Source organism: Micromonospora sp. CA-240977 (genome assembly GCF_050942285.1).
GTDB lineage: Bacteria > Actinomycetota > Actinomycetes > Mycobacteriales > Micromonosporaceae > Micromonospora.
In genome coordinates this window covers 3,059,644-3,081,540 of sequence record NZ_CP192055.1, presented here as the reverse complement: position 1 = coordinate 3,081,540, position 21,897 = coordinate 3,059,644, and the positions used below count along the sequence as shown (strand labels likewise).

Below are 21,897 nucleotides of genomic sequence, written 5' to 3'. Positions count from 1 at the left end.
CCGGTCCAGCCGACCGGCAGCCGTACGCGAACTCGTCGGCCAGGATGGCCGGTGGTGCCTCCGGTTGCGCACCGGTGATTGGATGTGCTGATGGATCCGTGGGAAGCAGTATTTCTCGTCATCGCCACGATCGGGTCGGTGGGGGCTGCGGTCGGAGCCTGGTTCCAGGAGAGGCACCGCTCGACGACCCACCTCGCGGCCGTCCAGCGGAAGCTCGAACTGATAATGGATCACCTCGGCATTGCCGAGCCCGTGGAACCAGAAGTCGTCAGGCACCTGGAGAACGGCCGGATGATCCATGCTGTTCGCGCCTACCGCAAGCAGACCGGCACGAGCCTGGTCGAGGCGAAGCAGGCGGTGGACCGGATCGCCAGCAACCTCCATCTCGAGCGGTAACGCCGAGCCATGGGGAGGGCCTTCGCGCCGACCCTCGATTGCGAGTGACGCCCCGCGGTACGACAGCCAGCGGCACCGCTCCGGCCCGGAGCGTTGCCGTCCCGGGCCGGAGCGGTGCCGGAGTTGCTGGTCCTGCCGATCAGGTGATGTTGATGTCGCTGCACCACATGTAGGTCTGGTCCATGTGTGATGCCTTCCAGACCACGAACAGGATGTGGTTTCCGCTGCGTCCCGAGGTCGAGACGTTGAAGGAGATGTTCTGCGTCGGCGCGTAGCGTCCGGTCGTCGTGATCAGGTCAAGGTTGCCCCACCCGAGCCGCTGGGTGGCCGGGTTGAATCCCTGCTTGGTGACGTAGACCTGGAAGTAGTCAGCACCGTGGCTGGCCTGGTCGTAGAACTGGAGCGTGAAGCTGCGGCTGACCGTGGTCGTCTTCCATGCCCCGGGCTGGTTCACCGCGTCGTTCCTGGAGAGGGCGTTGCTGCACAGTTGCCCATCCGGAGTACGGGCCTGGATCTGGCCGCCGAGGCCGTCGCGCAGCTGGCTCATCCAGTTCCACATGGTGTCGGGGTTGGCCTGGAACGCCCGGTAACACATGGGGTCCTGTTGCTGCATTGCCGGGTTGGTGTGTTGGCTGCCCCAGGTCTTCCAGCACTGGTAGGCGCGACTCGCCGGGTTGATGACGGTGCCGTGGGCCTGGGCCGCGCCGGTCCAGGACAGCGTGCCGGCCACCATGGCGAACAGCGTGACGAGCACCTGGAGGGACCGACGGACGGTTGCTCCGGACCGCCCGGTGGATTGATCGGACTTTTGTAGACGCACTGTTCGTCCTCCGTTCTTCGGTACTAAAGATCAGAATGGGAACGCTCCCAAACCAACTGTTACATCTATGACCGTAAATATCAATACTGATCTATTTCTGGTCGAGTGTGGATCAGGCTGACCGGGGATCGCCGTCGGGCGCGCTCCCCCGGAACCACCCCCCACCCTGCCGGCGGCGACGGATCAACAGCCGGACGGGGCCGCTCGGTCGACCCACCTGAGCCGGCGCCCGCACCCGGACGGTGCGGCACGGGTTGCCGACCCGACACCGGATCAACGCCGGGTCCACGCACCGAGGTCCGCGACGCTAAGCGCTTCCACTACGGCACACGGACGGTTCACACCTGCCGCAGGACCCGGTGCGGGAGTGGCGCAGCCGACGGTGTCGCGGCTTCGGACTTGGCAGCCGGGTGGGTGCGGGTACGACCGCCCGGCATGGTCAGAGCCCCGCCGCGGCGTCGTACCGGCGGCGCTGGTCGGCCATCTCCGACTCGGCCAGGGCCTCCTTGAGCGCCAACTCCGCGTACTTGGCCGGGAACATCTGCCGCAGCCGGTCGGTGAACATGACCTCGGCGGTCGCCTCGACCACCTGGATGCCCGGAGGCTCGGTGGACAGATCCATGATCACCGGGCCGGCCAGCTTGACCGCCACGTCCCAGGGACGCCCCTGCTCGGCGATCCCGCAGAGGTGGAAGCCGTAGACCGTCCGTACGTCGGCGAGCGCGGTGACCTCGCTCGGCTCGTAGCCGTAGACGCGGACCCCGCAGATCACCGCCGGCTTCTCCCCGGTGGCCGCCTGCTGGGCATTGTGTCCGGCGTGGTTGTGCTGCCCCGGGTCCGCCTGTTCCAGTGTGGTGCGCATCCGGGCCATGATCTGCGTCTGCAGATCCGCCGGCTTTGTCTCCGGGTCGTCCCGGTTGACAAGTACGAGCGCGCCAGCCGACACCGCCACCAGGATCACCGCCACCCACACCAGGCGGTTTCGGTACCAACCCGCGAGACTCTCTCGGGAAATCATTACTGCTTCTCACCTCGTCGCCGGTTCTGGGCGCTGGCAGACCGAAATCGGACGCCCAGACGTGTCGAACGTCGACCGGGTCGGCCGTCGGAAACGCGAACCAGGGGGTACGTACGGCGGGCGAGGATGCCTGCCCGGCACGATGCCCGTCGTCATGGAGAGGACCCGGCGATGCGGCATGCGAGCGCCTGCCAAGGCGGCGCGCTGCCGACACTGTGCTGCTCCCGTGCTGGCCGTTCCCAGCACGGTTGCCCCCGTGCTGCGGCGATATGAGCCATTCCAACACGTCTGAAGGCACTCTGGCAACATCGACGAGCGTCAGCGTGGGAGTCGGCCGGTCCGAGATTCACTGGTCCGCCCCCCGTTGACAACGGCGTAGAATTGCCGCGGGGTTGTTGGCACGGGTCGGCGGTGGGTGAGCGGAAACCGTCTGGCGTCGCACCGCACGGTCGGCGCTGGCTCGCCACCCCCAGGAGGGCTCGTGACCGAGGCATCCCCCATCGAGAGCACCGCTGACGAGCACGTGATTCTGGACGCCGACCTTCTGGCGCACCCGCATGAGTTCTACAAGATGCTCCGCGAGCAACGCCCGGTCGCGCGCGTCATCGTCCCGTCCGGAATCCGGGCCTGGCTGGTCACCCGCCATCGGGATGTGCGGGCCGCGCTGGCCGATCCACGACTGGCGAAGAACAGCGTGTCGGTCGTCCACCTGATGCGCCGCCATACCGACCCGGACAAGTTCCACAATGTGGTCAAGTCGGCCGCCCACCACATGCTCAACAGCGATCCACCCGACCACACCAGACTGCGGCGGCTTGTCAACAGGGCGTTCACGCCGCGCGGCATCGCGCAGTACCGCCCGCGAATCGAGCAGATCGCCGACGAGTTGCTGGACGCCGTGGCAGCGGAGGTGACGCACACCGGCGGGGAGATCGATCTGCTGGACAGCTTCGCCTTCCCACTCCCGATAGCCGTGATCAGCGAACTGCTGGGTGTGCCACTCGACCAGCGGGACGAGTTCCGGGAGTGGTCAAACGGGATCCTGTCCGGCCGCCCCTCCCCGACGCGGCGGTACGAGGACCTGGCCGCCTACCTCCTGGACCTCATCCGCGACAAGCGGCGGCACCCAGGGCCGGATGTGCTCTCGATGATCGTCGCCGCGGAGGGCGCCGACGCGCTCTCCGACCAGGAGGCGCTCGACATGGTGCTCCTGCTCCTGATCGCCGGCCACGAGACCACAGTCAACCTGATCGGCAACGGCGTCCTCGCGTTGCTGCGCCACCCCGAGCAGCTGGCCGCCCTGCGGGCCGACCCCACACGCACCCCGCAGGCGGTGGAGGAGCTGCTGCGCTACGACGGTCCGTTCAACATGGCCACCCTCCGCTACACCACCGAGCCCGTCGTGTTCAGCGGAACGACCATCCCCGCCGGCGAGTTCGTCCTCGTCGCGCTGACCTCGGCGAACCGTGACGCCGACCAGCACCCGGACCCCGACCGCCTCGACATCCGTCGAGAGGGCGCGAACCTCGCCTTCGGACACGGCATCCATTACTGCCTCGGCGCCCCGCTGGCCCGCCTCGAAGGTGAGATCGCCCTCAACGCGTTGCTGGCCCGGTTCCCGCGCCTGGGGTTGGCCCGCGAGCCCGAAGAGCTGGGCTGGCGTTCGGGGACCCTCGTCCGCGGCCTGGTCGAGCTCCCCGTCCGCATCGGCCCCTGACCTTCCGCGCTCTTGCGTCCGACCTGCCGTGCCGACGTGCGCCGACGGCCTGTCGCCACGTCGCCGTCCGGTCGCGGCGGCCGGGCCACCGAAACGAACAGCTGGGTAACACGTGCGACACCTCCGGCCAGCCAGAATGCAATTCACCGAAACTTTCGAAATCGCGCCGCATCGCCTTTCGTGAATTGATCTGCGACAGAACTAAAAGATCCCCTAGTCCTCCTCACCGCACACTGTTACCCGGCGGCACCCGAATTCGCCACGCGCCGCCGAATACAGCGCTGCCGCAAGCATGGCGCGAACGCACCGAGGACACGGGGGGCACACTCGTGACGGCACGCCCGCAGACGATCAACGAACTGCTCCGGCAGCGCGCGGAGCAGCAACCCGACCGTCTCGCATTCCGGTTCCTCGACTATGTGGGGTCCGCGCCGCCCGTCGTACACGAGTGCACCTACGGCGAACTCGAGTCTCGCGCCCGAGATGTCGCAGCCACGCTCAGCCAGGCCGCGCGGCCCGGTGATCGGGTGCTCATGCTGTGCCCGCCAGGCCTCGACTACATCACCTCCTTCCTCGCCTGCCTCTACGCCGGGCTCGTGGCGGTTCCGGCATATCCGCCGGTCGCCTCGGGGCGCTCCGACCGTATCGAGGCAATCGCGCGGGACTGCGGACCCGCCGTCGTCCTGTCCGACGAGTCGCCGTCGGACGCGATGCGGTCGGACGGCCGGGCGGCGGACCCGACCGGGCAGGCCGGCTCGTCCTTGCGGCACGCGCGCTGGCTGTCCGTACGACGAGATGTCGCAGCGGGCTCCGGGCGGGATTGGAATCCGTCCAGCCCAACGGGATCCGCGTTGGCGTTTCTCCAATACACCTCGGGCTCGACAGGTTCACCAAAGGGGGTGCTGGTCTCCCACGACAATCTGCTGGCCAACGCCGAGTCCACCGAGAGCAGCCTCGCCCTTAATCCCGACATGCACGGCGTTACCTGGATTCCGCTTTACCACGACATGGGGCTCCTCTCGGGTCTGATCTTCCCGTTGTTCTCCGGGTTTCCGTCGACTCACCTGGCGTCCATGGCCTTCGTCCGGTCGCCGCTGCGGTGGTTGGAGACCATCACGCGGTACCGCGGGGTCGTGAGTTTCGCGCCGAACTTCGCGTACCAGATGTGCGTCGATCGAATCGACGAACAGGCCCGTCAGCACCTCGACCTCTCGAGTTGGACGCGGGCGGTCAACGGCGCGGAGCCGGTTCGGGTCAACACCCTCGAGGCGTTCGCCCGCACCTTCGTCGACTGCGGGTTCCGCCGCTCCAGCCTCGTTCCCGGCTACGGCCTGGCCGAGAGCACCCTCGTGGTGTCGACAAACGTGGTCGGCACCGATCCGGTCGTGCGATACGTGTGCAAGGACAAGCTTGAGGCGGGCCAGGTGTTGCCGCCGACCGACCTGGCGCAGGCGCGGCCGCTTGTCAGCTCGGGACGCCCGATACCGGGCAGCACCGTGGAGATCGTCGATCCCGCCACCGGTCGCCGTGCCGGTGCCGGCCGAGTGGGTGAGATCTGGCTGCGGAGCACGAGCGTGACCGGCGGGTACCGCAACAACCCCGAGGCCACCGCACGGGCGTTCCACAACACGATCGGCACCGAGAAGCAGCGGTACCTGCGCACCGGTGACCTCGGGACGATGCTCGACGGCGAGCTGTACGTCACGGGTCGCGTGGACGACATGATGATCTTCTGGGGACGCAACGTCTATCCGCACGACATCGAGGCCACGAGCGTGGACAGCGATCCCGCGCTCGCCTCGACGCGGTGCGCCGCGTTCGCCGTCGAGGCGGCGGGCGAACCCTCGCTCGTGGTCGTCCAGGAGTTGCCCCGACGCCGGCTCGACCCCGCCGACCACGGCCGGATCGCCGCCACCATCCGCCGCCGGATCTCCGACGAACACCAGTTGGCCGCCGAGGCGGTAGTGCTCGTCCGGCCGGGCGCTCTTCCGACGACGTCGAGTGGAAAGATCCAACGCAGCGCCGCCCGAGCCAGGTACCTCGACGGCGAGTATCCGCCTCCGACGCCCATCGCCAGCGACGACGCCGGCGACGAGAGCCCGCCGCCCGCCGCGACGTCAACGGAACACGTCACCGTCGCCGGCCCCGACGCCGCCCCGCAGACCTGGACGCCGGCCGACATCGAGAGCCAGCTACGACTCCTGATAGCGGAGTCGGCACACTGCGCTGTCCGGGACGTCTCGCCGAACGAGTCGTTCGCCCACTTCGGTCTGGCCTCGGTGCAGGCGGTCAGCATCGCCGAGAAGCTGTCGAGACGGCTGGGCCGCGACGTACCCGCCACCCTGGCCTGGGACCATCCGAGCATCGCCGCCGCTGCCCGCGCACTGGCGGGCAGCACTGACGGATCGCCAGGCGTCGGCTTCGCACCGCCAGCGGCCGAACCGATCGCGGTGGTGGGGATCGGGTGCCGCTTCCCCGGCGCGGACGGCCCGGAGCAGTTCTGGCAACTGCTCACCGAGGCCCGTACCGCGATCACCCCCATCCCCGCCGATCGCTGGGACAACAACCGCTACTACCACCCCGACCCCGACACCCCCGGACACACCTACGCCCGCCACGGCGGCTTCCTCACCGACGTACGCGGCTTCGACCCCACCATCTTCGGCATCACCCCCCGCGAAGCCGCCGCCATCGACCCCCAACACCGACTCATCCTCGAAACCACCTGGCACGCCCTCGAACACGCCCACCTACCGCCCGACCGCCTCCGCGGCACCAACACCGCCGTCTACATCGGAATGCGGTCCGGCGAGTACGAGCGGCTGGTCACCGAGGGGCCCGACTCGATCGACGAGTACACGGCGCTCGGGGTGTCGGCGAACTTCGCGGCGAACCGGGTCTCCTACGCCCTCGGCCTACAGGGACCCAGCCTGGTCGTCGACACCGCCTGCTCGTCCAGCCTGGTCGCCGTACACCTCGCCTGCCAGGCACTACGCACCCGCGAAACCGACACCGCCATCGCCGGCGGCGCCAACCTCATCCTCTCCCCCGACGCCATGATCGCCCTCAGCAAGGGCCGCATGCTCTCCCCCACCGGCCGCTGCCACACCTTCGACCAACACGCCGACGGCTACGTCCGCGGCGAAGGCTGCGGAATCGTCGTCCTGCGCCGCCTGAGCACCGCCCTCGCGCTCAAGGACCGTGTCCTCGCCGTCATCAGGGGCAGCGCGGTCAACCAGGACGGCCGAAGCAACGGCCTGACCGCGCCGAGCGGCGAGGCTCAGGAGCGCGTCGTGCTGAGCGCCCTGGCGGACGCGGGGGTGGAGGGGCGCCAGATCGACTACGTCGAGACCCACGGCACCGGCACCGCCCTCGGCGACCCCATCGAGATACGCGCACTCACCCACACCCTCACCCCCCACCGACAACACCCCCTGCACCTCGGCACCGTCAAAACCAACATCGGCCACCTCGAAGCCGCCGCCGGCATCGCCGGCCTCATCAAAACCATCCTCACCCTGCACCACCGCACCATCACCCCCCACCCCACCACCATCACCCCCAACCCCCACATCCCCTGGCACCCCCACCTCACCATCCCCACCACACCCACACCCCTCACCACGCCCACCCCCACCGCCGCCACCAGCAGCTTCGGATTCGGCGGCACCAACGCCCACCTCATCGTCCAACACCACACCCCACCAACCACCCCACCAACCACCGCCACCACCCAAACCCACCCGCACACCATCACCCTCTCCGCCACCACCCCCACCGCCCTGCGCACCACCGCCACCCAACTCCTGCACCACCTGCACCACACCCCCACCCCGCTGCCCGACCTCGCCTACACCACCACCCACACCCGCACCCACCACCCCCACCGCGCCGCCATCACCACCACCAACACCACCCACCTCACCCACGCCCTCACCGCCCTCACCACAAACACCCCCCACCCCCACCTCACCCACCACCACCAACCACCCACCACCACCCCCCACATCACCTTCCTCGTGCCAGGCCACGGCACCCCGGTACGTGGCGCCCTGGCCGGGCTCTACCAGCGAGACCCACACATCACCGCGGCGCTGGACTCGCTCGCGGAGACAGTCGGGCCTGCCAGCACGGCGGCGATCGGCGTCCTGCTCGACCCCCGTCCCGCGGGCGGTGGCGCGGACCGCGAGGACCCACGCCACACCCAGCCCGCGCTCTACGCGCTCGCCTGCACCCTGGCCGCCTGGTGGCGGGCGCACGGGATCGTCCCGCACACCGTCCTCGGACACAGCGCTGGCGCCTACGCGGCGGCCGCACTCGCCGGAATCGTCTCGCCGCAGGACGGCGCCCGGCTCAGTGCCGTGCGCGGAGAGCTGATCGCGGACCTGCCCGGGGACGGCGCGATGCTCGCGGTGTTCGGTGAGCCGGAACGCCTGGCCGGGCTGACGCCCGTCGCGAGCGGGGCTGTGCACATAGCTCTGCGCAACGGTCCGCGCGAGACCGTCGTGGCCGGACCGTGCGCCGCCGTCGACGAGTTCGCGGCGCTGGCGGCGAACGAGGGTCTACGGACGGTGCGCCTGCCCGTCCCGGTCGCCTTCCACACCGCGCAGGTCGAGCCGATGCTCGGCGCGCTGGGCGAGGCCTTCACCCAGACCGCGCTACGGCCGGCCGCGATACCGTTCATCTCGGACACCACCGGGCGGCTCGCCGGACCCGAGGCGGCCACCCCGGAGTACTGGGTCCGGCACACCCGCGCGCCCATCCACTTCAACGAGGCCCTGCGCACTGCCCTGGCCCAGGGCACGACGATCCTGATCGAGCTGGGGCCGGGCGGCCTCCTCCCCTCGGCGGCGGCGGTCGCGACCGCCAGCGACGCCGAATGGACCTGCGTCCCGTCGCTGCCCCGAGCGGCCGAACCGGGCCAGGGACTGATCGAGGCGCTCGCGCGGACCTGGGTCGCCGGCGGGCCGGTCGACTGGTCGCCGCGGACGACCCGCCCGGAGGTGCTGCCGGACCTGCCGCGGTACCCCTTCGAACGGCGCGAGCACTGGATCCCGAGACAGCGTGCCGACCGCTCCGGCCCGAGCGTGGCGCCCTCGGCCAACGACCCGGCAGGCAGCCGGACAGGCGCGCGCCCACCTGACCCGCGGCCCGTTGCCGTCACGGTGCCGGGCGGGGACCCGGCCCGGGCCGGCAACCTGATCCACCGGCTGCAGGCCGAGCTGTCGACGGTGCTCGGACTGCACCGCCCGGAGGATCTCAGCCCCGACATCGGCCTGTTCGACCTCGGGCTCACCTCGGCGATGACCACACAGATCCGTGCGCGCCTGGAGGACGACCTCGGACTGCGACTGCCGGTGAGCCTGGTCTTCGACCACCCCACGATCCGGAGGCTTGCCGAATACCTGGCGGGGATCGAGCCGTCCCGGGTCGACGATCCGGCGCCCGTACCCGCCCCGCGCCCGGTCGGTGGACCCGCGCCGCGCGAACCGCGGCCCGCCAACGCCGAACCACTCGCGATCGTCGGCATGGCCTGCCGGCTGCCCGGCGGCGCTGTCGATCCCGACTCGTTCTGGCGGCTCCTGAGCGACGGGCGCGATGCGACCCGGGACGTGCCCGGCGACCGCTGGGACGCGCCGGCCCGACCCGAGGACACCGCCCCGTACGGACCGCGCGGCGGTTTCCTGGAGAGCCCGGTGGACGGGTTCGACGCCGCCGCCTTCGGCATCTCACCGCGCGAGGCGCGCAGCATGGACCCGCAACAGCGCCTGCTCCTCGAAGTCTCCTGGGAGGCGCTCGAAGACGCCGGGATCAGGGTCGACACGCTCGAGGGCTCCGCGACCGGCGTGTACGTCGGGATCAACACATCGGACTACCTGCAGTTGCTCGCGGCGCATCCTGCCGCCGCCGACGACCCGTACCTGGCCACCGGTAACACCTTCAGCGTGGCCGCCGGACGGCTGTCGCACCTGCTGGGCACGCACGGCCCGAGTCTGGCCGTGGACACGGCGTGTTCGTCCTCGCTCGTGGCCGTGCACCTGGCCGGCCGCAGCCTGCGCTCCGGCGAGACGGACCTGGCGGTCGTCGCCGGGGTGAACCTCATGCTGTCCCCGCTGACCACGGCGAGCCTGACCCGGATGCGCGCGCTGGCGCCGGACGGGCGGTGCAAGACCTTCAGCGCTCGGGCCGACGGCTACGGTCGCGGCGAGGGCTGCGGGGTCGTGGTACTCAAGCGGCTCTCCGACGCGCAGGCCGCCGGAGACCAGATCTGGGCGCTGGTCCGAGGTTCCGCCGTCAACCAGGACGGCCGCAGCGCCGGGCTGACGGTACCGAACGGCCGCGCGCAGCGGGCCGTGCTGCGCGACGCGCTGCGCGACGCGGGGGTGCGGCGCGAGGAGGTCGGCTACGTCGAGGCGCACGGCACCGGCACGCCGCTCGGCGACCCCCTGGAGATCGACGCCCTGGTGGACGCGTTCCGGCCGGATCGGGATCGCCGCGACCAGCTCTGGGTCGGTTCGGTAAAGACCAACATCGGGCATCTGGAGGCGGCCGCCGGGATCACTGGTCTGATCAAGGTGGCGCTCGCCCTCCGCCATCGCCGGATCCCCGCCCACCTGCACTTCGAACAGCCGAGCCCGCACATCGCGTGGGGGGAGATCCCCGTCCGGATTCCCACGCGGGCCGTCGAGTGGGAGCCGCGGCACGGCTCGCGGATCGCCGGGGTCAGCTCGTTCGGCTTCAGCGGCACCAACGCGCACGTCCTGTTGGAGCAGGCGCCGAACGCCGAGGAGGTGGCCGACCCCGGACCGTCCTCGGCGCGCCCCGAACAGGCGCGGTTGCTCCTGCTGTCCGCGCACTCGGCCGAAGCGCTCGACGCCGCGGCCGAGGCGTACCGGCGGATGTGTGAGCAGGCGCCCGACGGCGCGCTGGTCTTCGCGGACGTGACCCGCGCCGCCGCGCTCCACCGCACGCACCTGCCCCACCGGCTGGCCGTCGTCGCCGACTCCGCGAAGCGGGCCGGGGAACTGCTGGCCAGGCCCGCGACGGCCGGACGTGACGGGGGCGGCCGGCGCGAGGCGGGCGCTGGCGCGCGGGGGAGTTTGGGCGGCGTCCGCCGCGGCCTCGCCCGCCAGGACGGCCGCACCCGGCTGATCGCCGTCTATGCCGGGCAGGGATCGCAGTGGCCCGGCATGGGAGCTGCCCTGGCCCGCCATCCGGCCGTCGACGAGGTCATCGAGCGCTGCGCCGCGGTGGTGCGACGGCTCGCCGGCTGGTCGCTGCGGGACGAGCTGTTCGCCGTGCGTGAGCGGTCCCGCCTGGACGACACTGTCGTCGCCCAGCCCGCGATCTTCGCCATGCAGGCGGCGCTCACGCACCTGTGGCACGCCTGGGGCGTGCGACCCGACGCGGTCATCGGCCACAGCGTCGGCGAGATCGCCGCCGCCTACGCGGCCGGATGCCTCACGCTGGAGCAGGCCTGCGAGGTCTCGGTACGGCGCGCGGCGGCGATGGGCGCGACCCGGGGCGGCGGGATGATGGCGGTCCTCGGGCTCGACGAGCGGGAGACCGCCGAGGTGATCGCGCCCTACGGCGGGTCCGTCTCGATCGCGGCGGTGAACAGCCCGCGCATCACCGTCGTCGCGGGCACCCGTCCGGCCATGACGGACCTGGCGGGCACGGTCCGCTCCCGTGGGGTGTTCTGGTCGATAGTGCAGGAGGAGTACGCCTTCCACTCGCCCGCGATGGCGGCCTCCGCCCAGGCGTTGCGCGCCGACCTCGGGGACCTCACCCCGTCCCCGCCCACACTGGCCGTCTACTCGACGGTGACCGGTGGCCCGGCGACGCCCGACTTCGCCGACGCCGACTACTGGGCGCGCAACGTCACCGCACCCGTGCTCTTCATGGCGGCGCTGCGCGGCGCCTCGGGAGCGGGTCACCACACAGTGCTGGAGGTGGGCGCACATCCGGCGCTGGCGACCCCCATCGTGCAGTGCCTGGACGGGTACGGGACCGCGGCCACCGCTGTCGAGTCGATGCGCGCGCATCAGGACGGCCTCGCGTCGATGCTCGACGCCGCGGGCGCGCTGCACGTCCTCGGCCATCCACTGGACCACGCGGCGCTGCAACCGGCAAACGGTCGACGGGTCCGGCTACCGAACTATCCCTGGCAGCGCGAGCGGTTCTGGATTCCCGCTCGACCGACCCGGCCCTCGGCGACGCCCGGCGAGGTGGCCGCCGCCACGTCGAATGGGCGCGCGCGGCACGTGCCCGATCGCGGCACGGACATCCAGGACGACGTCGACGCGTCCCTGTACGAGGTCGCCTGGCAGCCGGACTCGCGACAGCCCGCCTCGGTGAACGGCACCAGCGGTTCCGGGGACGTCGGGCGCTGGGTACTGACCGGGGCCGGCCCGGACGGAGTCGCCGACCGGCTCGCCGCGCGCCTGGAAGCGGCAGGCCACACCTGCGTCCTGGTCCCCCCGGAGACGCGGAGCCCACACGACGGGTTCCCCGCCGTGGCGGAGGCGATCCGCGGTGCCGGCGACACCCTGCGCGGCGTCGTCCACCTCGCCGCGCTGGACGCCGATCCGACCTTGCGCACACCCGGGCCGGAGTGGGACGAGGCACTCGCCGCCTCGTGCGGCCCGCTCCTGACCGCACCGGGATCGCTGTCGGCGCCCGGCATCGCGGCCGGGGCGCGCCTGTGGGTGGTCACCCGCGGCGCCGTGCCGGCCGACGACGCGCCCTGCGTGCCGGTGCTGGCACCCGCGTGGGGACTCGGGCGGGCTGTGTCGATGGAGCAGCCGGGCGTCTGGGGCGGCCAGATCGATCTCGATCCGCGGTACCCCGACCCGGACGCGGAAGCCGCGACGATCGCCCGCGAGATCCTCCATCCGGACGCTGAGGACCAGGTCGCGTACCGCGCCGGCCGGCGCATGGTCCCCCGACTGGTACGCGCCGAAGCGAGCGGTCCCGACGACGTCGTACCCACGCCGCCCGCGCTCGATCCCGCCGCCGCCTATCTCGTCACCGGCGGTCGCGGGGCACTGGGCGTGCTGTTCGCCGAGTGGCTCTTCCGGCGCGGGGCGCGGCACCTGATCCTGCTGGGACGCGGCCCGCTGGCCCGAGCGGGAACAGCCGACGGGGGGTCCGACCCGGCAGAGGCCGACCGCCGTGCTCTCGCCGCCGTCGAACGGCTGCGGCAGGACGGGGCCACCGTCTACACCCCGGACGGCGATGTCGCCGACCCCGAGGCGATGCGCGCGATCTTCGACCCGCACCGCGCGCCGTGGCCGGCCGTACGTGGTGTCGTCCACGCCGCGGGTCTGTTCGAACTGCGGCCGCTGGCGGACATCGACTGGTCCGGGTTCCGCGCGATCCTCCGGCCGAAGGTCGAGGGCACGCTTGTCGTTGCCGAGGCGGCCGAGGGTGCTCCGCTCGACTTCTTCGTGTCCTGCGGTTCCGCCTGGTCGGTGTTCGGGGCTGCTCTCGCCGGGCACCTCGTGGCCGCGTGCCACTTCCAGGGTGTTTTCGCGCACGACAGTGCCCGACGCGGCTATCCCGCGCTGACTGTCGACTGGGGCTGGTGGGCTGACGGCTCACTCGCCCGGGAGCACGGCGAGTCGTTCCGGGCGACCGGAACCGCTCCGGTGAGCCGGGAACTCGGCTTCGCCGCGCTGGACCGACTCACCGGTGTGGCCGGCGAGCCGGCCCGCCCCCGGATCCAGGCCGCTGTCGCGCCGTTGGACTGGAACCGGCTGCTCCCGGTGCTCGAGGCGAAGCGCGCACGGCCGATGTTCGAGACGATGCGCCCGACCCGCGAGGCGAGCGGCAGCCACGACGAGGAGTTGACCCGCCGGCTGCGCGCCGCCGGCGACTCAGCGGCCGGCGTACGGATGCTGGAGGACGCCGTACAGGTCGAGCTCGCGGTGGTCCTCGGAAGGCCGCTCGGATCGCTGATGGACCGCGAACTCGGCTTCTTCGACGCCGGGATGGACTCGATCACCAGCGTCGAGTTGCGGGACCGGCTGGCCCGACGGCTGGGCGCGGACGTGCCCGCCACCGCGGCCTTCGAGAACCCCACCGTCGCGGCGCTGGCCAGATTCCTGCTGTCGGAGCTGATCGGCGGGCCACCCGAGCGGGCGAGCCAGGGGCCGCCCGGCGCGGCGGGGCCGGCGGTGGACCTGGCCGGGCTGGAAGCGGAGTTGGCCCGCCTGAGCGAGGACGACCTGTTGGGGCTCCTGAAGCAGGAACTGGACACGGGAGGCACCGCATGACGGCCGTCGACGAGAGCGCAGCGCCGGAGGAGCGGGAAGACCGTTCGGAGCGCGAGGACCTGCTCCGGCGGGCGCTGCTGGAGTTGCGAGCGGCTCGGGCCGAGGCCGCCGCACTCCGGGCCGCGCGCAGTGAGCCGATCGCGGTGGTGGGGATCGGGTGCCGCTTCCCCGGCGCGGACGGCCCGGAGCAGTTCTGGCAACTGCTCACCGAGGCCCGTACCGCGATCACCCCCATCCCCGCCGATCGCTGGGACAACAACCGCTACTACCACCCCGACCCCGACACCCCCGGACACACCTACGCCCGCCACGGCGGCTTCCTCACCGACGTACGCGGCTTCGACCCCACCATCTTCGGCATCACCCCCCGCGAAGCCGCCGCCATCGACCCCCAACACCGACTCATCCTCGAAACCACCTGGCACGCCCTCGAACACGCCCACCTACCGCCCGACCGCCTCCGCGGCACCAACACCGCCGTCTACATCGGGCTGCGGGGAAGTGACTACGAGCGCATGGGCGCCCGCGACATCACCACTATCGACGGGTACCTGGCGGTCGGCAGCGCGTGGAACTTCGCGGCGAACCGAGTCTCCTACGCCCTCGGCCTACAGGGGCCCAGCCTGGTCGTCGACACCGCCTGCTCGTCCAGCCTGGTCGCCGTACACCTCGCCTGCCAGGCGTTACGCACCCGCGAAACCGACACCGCCATCGCCGGCGGCGCCAACCTCATCCTCTCCCCCGACGCCATGATCGCCCTCAGCAAGGGCCGCATGCTCTCCCCCACCGGCCGCTGCCACACCTTCGACCAACACGCCGACGGCTACGTCCGCGGCGAAGGCTGCGGAATCGTCGTGCTCAGGCGTCTCTCCGACGCGGAGGCGGCCGGTGATCACATCTGGGCGGTGATCCGGGGCTCAGCGGTCAACCAGGACGGCGCCAGCGCGGGCATCACCGTCCCCCGTGGACCCGCTCAGGAGGACGTGATCGTCAGGGCTCTGGCGGACGCGGGGGTGGAGGGGCACCAGATCGACTACGTCGAGACCCACGGCACCGGCACCGCCCTCGGCGACCCCATCGAGATACGCGCACTCACCCACACCCTCACCCCCCACCGACAACACCCCCTACACCTCGGCACCGTCAAAACCAACATCGGCCACCTCGAAGCCGCCGCCGGCATCGCCGGCCTCATCAAAACCATCCTCACCCTGCACCACCGCACCATCACCCCCCACCCCACCACCATCACCCCCAACCCCCACATCCCCTGGCACCCCCACCTCACCATCCCCACCACACCCACACCCCTCACCACACCCACCCCCACCGCCGCCACCAGCAGCTTCGGATTCGGCGGCACCAACGCCCACCTCATCGTCCAACACCACACCCCACCAACCACCCCACCAACCACCGCCACCACCCAAACCCACCCGCACACCATCACCCTCTCCGCCACCACCCCCACCGCCCTGCGCACCACCGCCACCCAACTCCTGCACCACCTCCACCACACCCCCACCCCGCTGCCCGACCTCGCCTACACCACCACCCACACCCGCACCCACCACCCCCACCGCGCCGCCATCACCACCACCAACACCACCCACCTCACCCACGCCCTCACCGCCCTCACCACAAACACCCCCCACCCCCACCTCACCCACCACCACCAACCACCCACCACCACCCCCCACATCACCTTCCTCGTGCCCGCCGCGGCGCCGGACCCCGAGCCCCTTGTGGCCTGGTGGCGCACGCACGGGGTCGTCGCGGACACGGTGCTCACCGAGCGCGATCCCGAGGAGTTCCGCACCGCGGTCAAGGCGGCCACGGCCGACGGCGCCCAGCTGTTCGTCGAGCTCGGCCCGGGTGCTGTCGAGCACGTCGTCCGGGAGTCTCCCGGCGGGGAGGCCGCCCTCTACCTGCCGACCTACGCCCCCGACGACGCCGACCCGGAACACCGGCGTCTCATGCACGAGGCGTTGGGGGTGCTCTGGACCCGGGGGGTACCGATCGACTGGTCCGCGGTCTGCCAACGCCCGGAGCGGATCCCGCAGCTGCCGCGCTACCCGTTCGAACACCGCGACTACTGGGTCCCCACCCTGCGGCACGAGATGGCCCTGGTGCCTGCCGACGGAGGTGTCGGACTGCAGCCGCACTTCACCGACACGGCGTCCGGGCAGCTCGTCGCCGAGACGCGACTGTCGCTCGCGGCGCTGCCGCTGCTCGACGAGCACCGGGTGCACGGCCGGATCCTGGTCCCCGCCATCGTCTTCCTCGAACTGATGCACCGCTGCGCGCAACGCGCTCTCGACCGGCCGATCGCCGTCCGGAACCTGGCGTTCAGCCGACCGCTGATCCTCGCCGACAACGCCGTACGCACGGTGCAGGCCATCCTGGACCCGGAGAGCGCCGGGACCGCCCGCATCCGCATCTTCGTGCGCGACCCCGACAGCGGCTGGCAGCAACTCCTCGAGGCCACCATCGTTGTGGCCGATGCCGACGACGCCGACGACCTGGAGCCGGAGGAGTTCGAGCGGGTCCGCGGCCGGTGCCTCGACGACATCGACCACGACGAGTTCTACAAGCGGGCCTGGCATCCGTCGTTCGCCCTGGGAGCCAGCTTCCGGCTGGTGCAGTCGGCACTGCGTGGCCGGTCCGCCGCAGTCGGGTTCCTCGCGGCGCCGGACCCCTCGTGCGCCGCGCTGACCGCCGGGGTACGGCCCGACCTGCTCCTGCTGGACACGGCCGTGCAACTGATCGCGGTGGCCGGCGCGGCGGGCGCTGGCCCCGAGCGACAGGTGTACGTCGGCACCGGCTTCGAGGACATGACGATCCGGCGGGCCTTCACCGACAGCGAGATCCGCTGCACCGTGGTCCTGCGTGAGGGCTCCGGTCCCGGTCGGGACGACGCCCTGGTCGGCGACGTCTCGATCACCGACGAGGACGGCCTGCTCTTCGCCCTCATCAGTGGCGTGTCGTTCAGTCCGCTCACTGCGGAGACCGTCGAGCGGCTGACCGCCGCGCCGTCGTCGGTGTCCGACGCGTCGCCGACCGCGGCCCAGGCGGCCCCGCAGGTCGCCCGACCCGACCTGTCGCACCTGCGCCGGGCGAGCCCGCAGCAGGCCCGCGAACGCCTGGAGCGGTACTTCACCGCGCTACTCGCCTCGATCGAGAGGTGCGAACCGGAGGAGATCGACCCGGCCGGGCCGGTCACCGCACGGGCCGATTCGCTGATGATCGCCGAGTTCCGGACCGCTACCGAACGCGACCTGCACATCCGGCTGCCGATGGACCTCCTCTTCGACTCCGCCTCGCCGGCCTCGCTCGCCCGGATGACCGCCGACGAGATCCGCGCCAGCGGCCCCGGTGCGTCCCCGCAGGACGTGGACCCGGCCCCGGCAGCCCCCGCCCTCGATCCCGTCATCGCCGCCCAGCCCAGCCCGCTGTCGATCCTGAAGACGGGCAAGCTCACCCGGATGAGCGTGGACGAGATGGCGGCGCGCGCCGCGCTGCCGCCGTGGATCGCCGCCGCCGCGTCGGCGCGGCCTCCCGACAGCGCCCCGCGTGGCACCCTGCTGACCGGCGCGACCGGCTTCGTCGGCGCCTTCCTCCTGGCCGAGCTGCTCGAACGGCGCGCCGGCGACGTCTACTGCCTGGCGCGGGCCAGCAGCGCGCCGCGGGCGCTGGAGCGGATCCTGACCAACCTCGACACCTACGGCATCGACGTCGCCCGGCACCGGTCCCGGATCGTCGCGGTGCCCGGTGACCTGACCGAGCCGGGCTTCGGCCTGGGCGACGAGGCGTTCGCCGACCTGCACGCGCGATGCGGCGACATCGTGCACTGCGGCGCACAGGTCAAGTGGACCTACCCGTACCGGGCGCTGGAGCGGGCGAACGTGCACGGCACCCTCGAGGTGCTGCGCCTCGCCTCGTTGGCTGGTCCGGCCCGCCCGGTGCACTTCATCTCCACCGTCGGCGTCTTCTCCTCGGTGGAGTACGAGCCGGACACCGTCCACGAGTCGCAACTGCCTGTCGAGAGCGGCCCGCTGGCGGTGGGGTACGCGCAGTCGAAGTGGGTCGCCGAGCAGATGGTGCGCACCGCGCACGAGCGGGGCGTACCGACGACGATCCACCGGCTCAACACCGGCGGGGACAGCCGCACCGGCGCGTTCAACAGGCAGGACCACCTCAACATGATGCTCAAGGGCTGCATCGAGGCTGGTGTGGGGCCACGAGAGGTCAACATCCACCTTCAACCGGCGCCGATCGACTACGTCGCGGCGGCCGTGGTCGAGGCGGCCCGTCGGCCCGAACTGAGCGGCTCCACGTTCCACCTGGTCAACGAGAGCGAGCTGACCTGGCCGCAGCTGTTCGACATGGTCCGCGGGTTCGGTTACCCGATCGAGCTGACCAGCTGGGACGACTGGCGCGACCGGATCACCGGCTCCCGCTCCGGAACCATGGCGCTGCTCGGCCTGGTGCCCTTCCTGGTGGACACCATCGACGACGCGCGGGTGCCGCGCTTCGAGTCGGCATCGACCCGTCAGGCCCTGGCCGGCGCCGGGCTGACCTGCCCGCCACTGACCCCCGGGCTCCTGCACACCTACCTGCGTCGGTTCATCTCCACCCGGTTCGTCGACCCTCCGAAGGGAGCAGTCCGTGCACTCCGTGACGCACGAGCCGATCAACTATGACCCGGCCGATCCCGCGCATCGCGTTCATCCCTGGCCGATGTATCGCCGACTGCTCGAGGAGGCTCCCGTCCACCACGCGGCGGCCACGACCGCCGAGGGCGAGGACTTCTACATTCTGAGCCGGTACGACGACGTGGCGGTGGCGCTCCGCGACCGCAGGCAGTTCTCCTCGCACGTGCGTCGGGGCGACTTCCTCGATCTGCCGATCATGGTGAACCGGGACGCCCCGGACCACACCAGGCTGCGCCGGGTGACCAACCGGGCCTTCGGGCCACGCGCCCTGGGCACCCTGAACGGCTGGATTCAGGAGACCGTCGAAGAGCTCGTCGACGACCTGCTCGCCCAGCGCTCCGTGGAGTTCGTCGACCAGTTCAGCACCGCGCTGCCGCTGCGGGTCGTCGGCGGCATGCTCGGCTTTCCGATGGAGCGCAAGGCCGAGATGCAGCGCTGGTCCCAGGCCGTCATCGAGGTCTTCTCCGTGATGGGCGGCCTCGACCCCGAACAGGTGCCGGGGTTCTTCGAGGACTTCATGGGTCTGGTGGGGTACATCGACGAGCTGGCCGCGGAACGCGTCGGCTGCCCGCACCGCGGCGACATCCTCAGCGACCTGGTCGGTCGGAGGGAATCCGGCGACGTCGACCACGACGAGATGGTCGGCCTCGGCTGGTCCTACGTGGCCGCCGGCATGGAAACCACAATGAACCTGCTCGGTGGCGGAATGCGGATGCTGCTGGAGGATCGGGAGTTGGGCCGGGTGCTGACCGCCGATCCGGACCGCACCGACGACTTTATCGATGAATACCTCCGTCTATATACTCCGACGCCATGGCTGCTACGCCGCGCGGAGGTGGCCGTCGAACTGCACGGCACGGTGATCCCCCGCGGCGCTCTCGTGCACACGCTTCTCGCCGCGGCCAATCGAGACCCCCGCAAGTTCCCCGATCCGGACGCGTTCGACCTGGACCGCCCGAACAAGGAAGACCACATGGCGTTCGGCGCCGGGCCGCACTTCTGCCCGGGGGCCGTGCTCGGCAAGATGTTCGCGGGCCGGGCGTTCCGCGCCATCTACCCGCACCTGCACCGGATGTCGATCGACCCGGAGCGCCCGCCGCGTCTGCGTTCCCGGCCCGGCACGTACGGAATCGAGCACATGGGCGTGCTCATCGAACCGGCATCGCGGGCCGACGTGGCGTGAGTGCGCGGAGACCGCCACAACCCTGAGAGCGGGAGAGATGATAGAGAGTTTCGGACTCGGCAAGACCTTCAGCGGCCGGCGCAGCAAGGTCGAGGCGGTGAGCGGGGTGGACCTCGTCGTGGAGGCGGGTGAGGTCTTCGGATTCCTCGGCCCCAATGGCGCGGGCAAGACGACAACGGTACGGATGCTCGCGACCCTGCTGCGCCCCTCGTTCGGCCGGGCCACGGTGTGCGGCGCGGACCTCGTCGGGCAGCCGCGCGAGGTCCGCAAGCAGATCGGGTACGTCGGCCAGCGGGGCGGCACCGACCCGTCCATGACGGCCTGGCAGGAGCTGATGATCCAGTGCCGGTTCCACGGGATGGACAAGGCCGCGGCGCGGACCCGCGCCCGGTGGGCGGTCGACGCCTTCGAGTTGGGCGAGTGCGCGGACCGGCGCACTGGCACCTACTCGGGCGGGCAGCGCAGGCGCCTCGACCTGGCGCTCGGCATGATGCACTCACCCAGGCTGCTGTTCCTCGACGAGCCGACCGCCGGCCTCGACCCGCCGAGTCGGGCGAACCTGTGGGTCCAGGTGCGCAGGCTGCGCGACGAGGGCATGACGGTCTTCCTGACAACCCACTACCTCGACGAGGCCGACGCGCTGTGCGACCGGCTGGTCATCATCGACCGTGGCCAGATCGCCGCGGAGGGCACCCCACAGCAGCTCAAGCGGGAGATCGCCGGCGACATCATCGTGGTCGGCGTGGAGGGCGACGCGAAGACCATCCGCAAGGTGCTCGCGGAGCAGCCGTACGTACGTGAGGCGGACGAGCCCGACCCGCAGACCGTCCGGCTGTTCGTGGAGAAGGGGGAGACCGCGCTGCCGCACGTGATGCGCGTGCTCGACGCCCACACGGCGGAGCTCAGATCGATCGCACTGGAGCGGCCGTCACTCGACGACGTGTTCCTCCGCAAGACCGGCAGGTCGCTCAGCGATGCGAAATGACACCACCCCCAACCGATCGAGGAGTACGCCGTGAAGCTGTTGACCGAGACCTGGCTGGTGTACCAGCGCTCCATGATCCGGACCTTCCAGAGCTTCCGGGGGGTGGTGGTGATGACCGTCCAGCCGCTGTTCTTCCTGATCCTGTTCGCCCCGTTGCTCAAGAGCAGCCTGCGGGGGGCCGACCCGGACACGGTGCTCAACCTCTACGTCCCGGGCTTGTTGGTGCAGCTGGCCATCTTCACCTGCCTCTACGCCTGCTTCTCGTTGGTCGCCGAGACACACTTCGGCGTGCTCGAACGGTTCCAGGTCACCCCGGTCAGCAGATTCGCCCTGCTGCTCGGGCGCACCCTTCGCGACGCGACGGTACTGCTGATGCAGTGCACGATGATCACCCTGCCGGCGGTGGCGTTCGGGCTGCACCTCTATCCCGTCCAGGTACTGCAGATGGCGGGCCTGCTGCTCCTGCTCGCCCTGGGCATCGCGCCGCTCTCGTACGCGCTCGCGCTGATCTTCAAGACCAACGAGGTGCTCGGTCCGGGGGTCAGCCTGATCACCATGCCGCTCACGCTGCTGTCGGGCATCTTCGTGCCGATGACGTACGCGCCGGACTGGCTGCGCTGGCTGTCCCTGGCCAACCCACTCACCACAGTGGTGGAGGGCGCCCGCGAACTCTATGCGGGACACGCCTGGAACAGCGGCATCGCGTGGGCGTTCGGCCTGGCGATCGCCGGCGCCGTCGTGTCGCTTGCCTGCACCGGACGACTCTTCGCGCGTACCGCTGAGTGA

At 71.1% G+C, this 21,897-nt stretch carries 9 protein-coding genes; 7 read left to right on the top strand and 2 right to left on the bottom strand.

Annotated features, from left to right (window positions below; genetic code table 11):
- Nucleotides 1–90 precede the first annotated feature (90 nt).
- Complete coding sequence (locus tag ACQPWW_RS14115) at nt 91–396, top strand: hypothetical protein (RefSeq protein WP_433132797.1); 306 nt, start codon at nt 91–93, stop codon at nt 394–396.
- 139 nt (nt 397–535) lie between these two features.
- On the opposite strand, the gene ACQPWW_RS14110 is transcribed toward ACQPWW_RS14115, so the two are convergent.
- The gene (locus ACQPWW_RS14110) at nt 536–1,216 is read right to left on the bottom strand and encodes a lytic polysaccharide monooxygenase auxiliary activity family 9 protein (protein WP_433132795.1); all 681 of its coding nucleotides are present in this window, start codon (nt 1,214–1,216) and stop codon (nt 536–538) included.
- A gap of 439 nt (nt 1,217–1,655) precedes the next feature.
- Nucleotides 1,656–2,234, bottom strand: a complete 579-nt coding sequence (locus tag ACQPWW_RS14105) for a hypothetical protein (protein ID WP_433132793.1) — start codon at nt 2,232–2,234, stop codon at nt 1,656–1,658.
- Nucleotides 2,235–2,715: 481 nt separating this feature from the next.
- On the opposite strand from ACQPWW_RS14105, the gene ACQPWW_RS14100 reads away from it, so the two are divergent.
- The 6 genes from ACQPWW_RS14100 (at nt 2,716) to ACQPWW_RS14075 (ending at nt 21,897) form a co-directional block, all read left to right on the top strand.
- Complete coding sequence (locus tag ACQPWW_RS14100; protein WP_433132791.1) at nt 2,716–3,951, top strand: cytochrome P450 family protein; 1,236 nt, start codon at nt 2,716–2,718, stop codon at nt 3,949–3,951.
- 329 nt (nt 3,952–4,280) lie between these two features.
- The gene (locus tag ACQPWW_RS14095; RefSeq protein WP_433132789.1) at nt 4,281–14,228 is read left to right on the top strand and encodes a beta-ketoacyl synthase N-terminal-like domain-containing protein; all 9,948 of its coding nucleotides are present in this window, start codon (nt 4,281–4,283) and stop codon (nt 14,226–14,228) included.
- Complete coding sequence (locus ACQPWW_RS14090; RefSeq protein ID WP_433132787.1) at nt 14,225–18,931, top strand: thioester reductase domain-containing protein; 4,707 nt, start codon at nt 14,225–14,227, stop codon at nt 18,929–18,931. The genes ACQPWW_RS14095 and ACQPWW_RS14090 overlap by 4 nt, the downstream gene beginning before the upstream one ends.
- Complete coding sequence (locus ACQPWW_RS14085) at nt 18,897–20,126, top strand: cytochrome P450 (RefSeq protein ID WP_433132785.1); 1,230 nt, start codon at nt 18,897–18,899, stop codon at nt 20,124–20,126. Before ACQPWW_RS14090 ends, ACQPWW_RS14085 begins: the two co-directional genes overlap by 35 nt.
- A gap of 37 nt (nt 20,127–20,163) precedes the next feature.
- Nucleotides 20,164–21,111 carry an ATP-binding cassette domain-containing protein gene (locus ACQPWW_RS14080; protein ID WP_433132783.1) on the top strand — a complete coding sequence of 316 codons (948 nt, stop codon included), beginning with the start codon at nt 20,164–20,166 and terminating at the stop codon, nt 21,109–21,111.
- A 30-nt stretch (nt 21,112–21,141) separates the two neighbouring features.
- Nucleotides 21,142–21,897: an ABC transporter permease gene (locus ACQPWW_RS14075; protein WP_433132781.1), complete on the top strand. Its 756-nt coding sequence runs from the start codon at nt 21,142–21,144 to the stop codon at nt 21,895–21,897.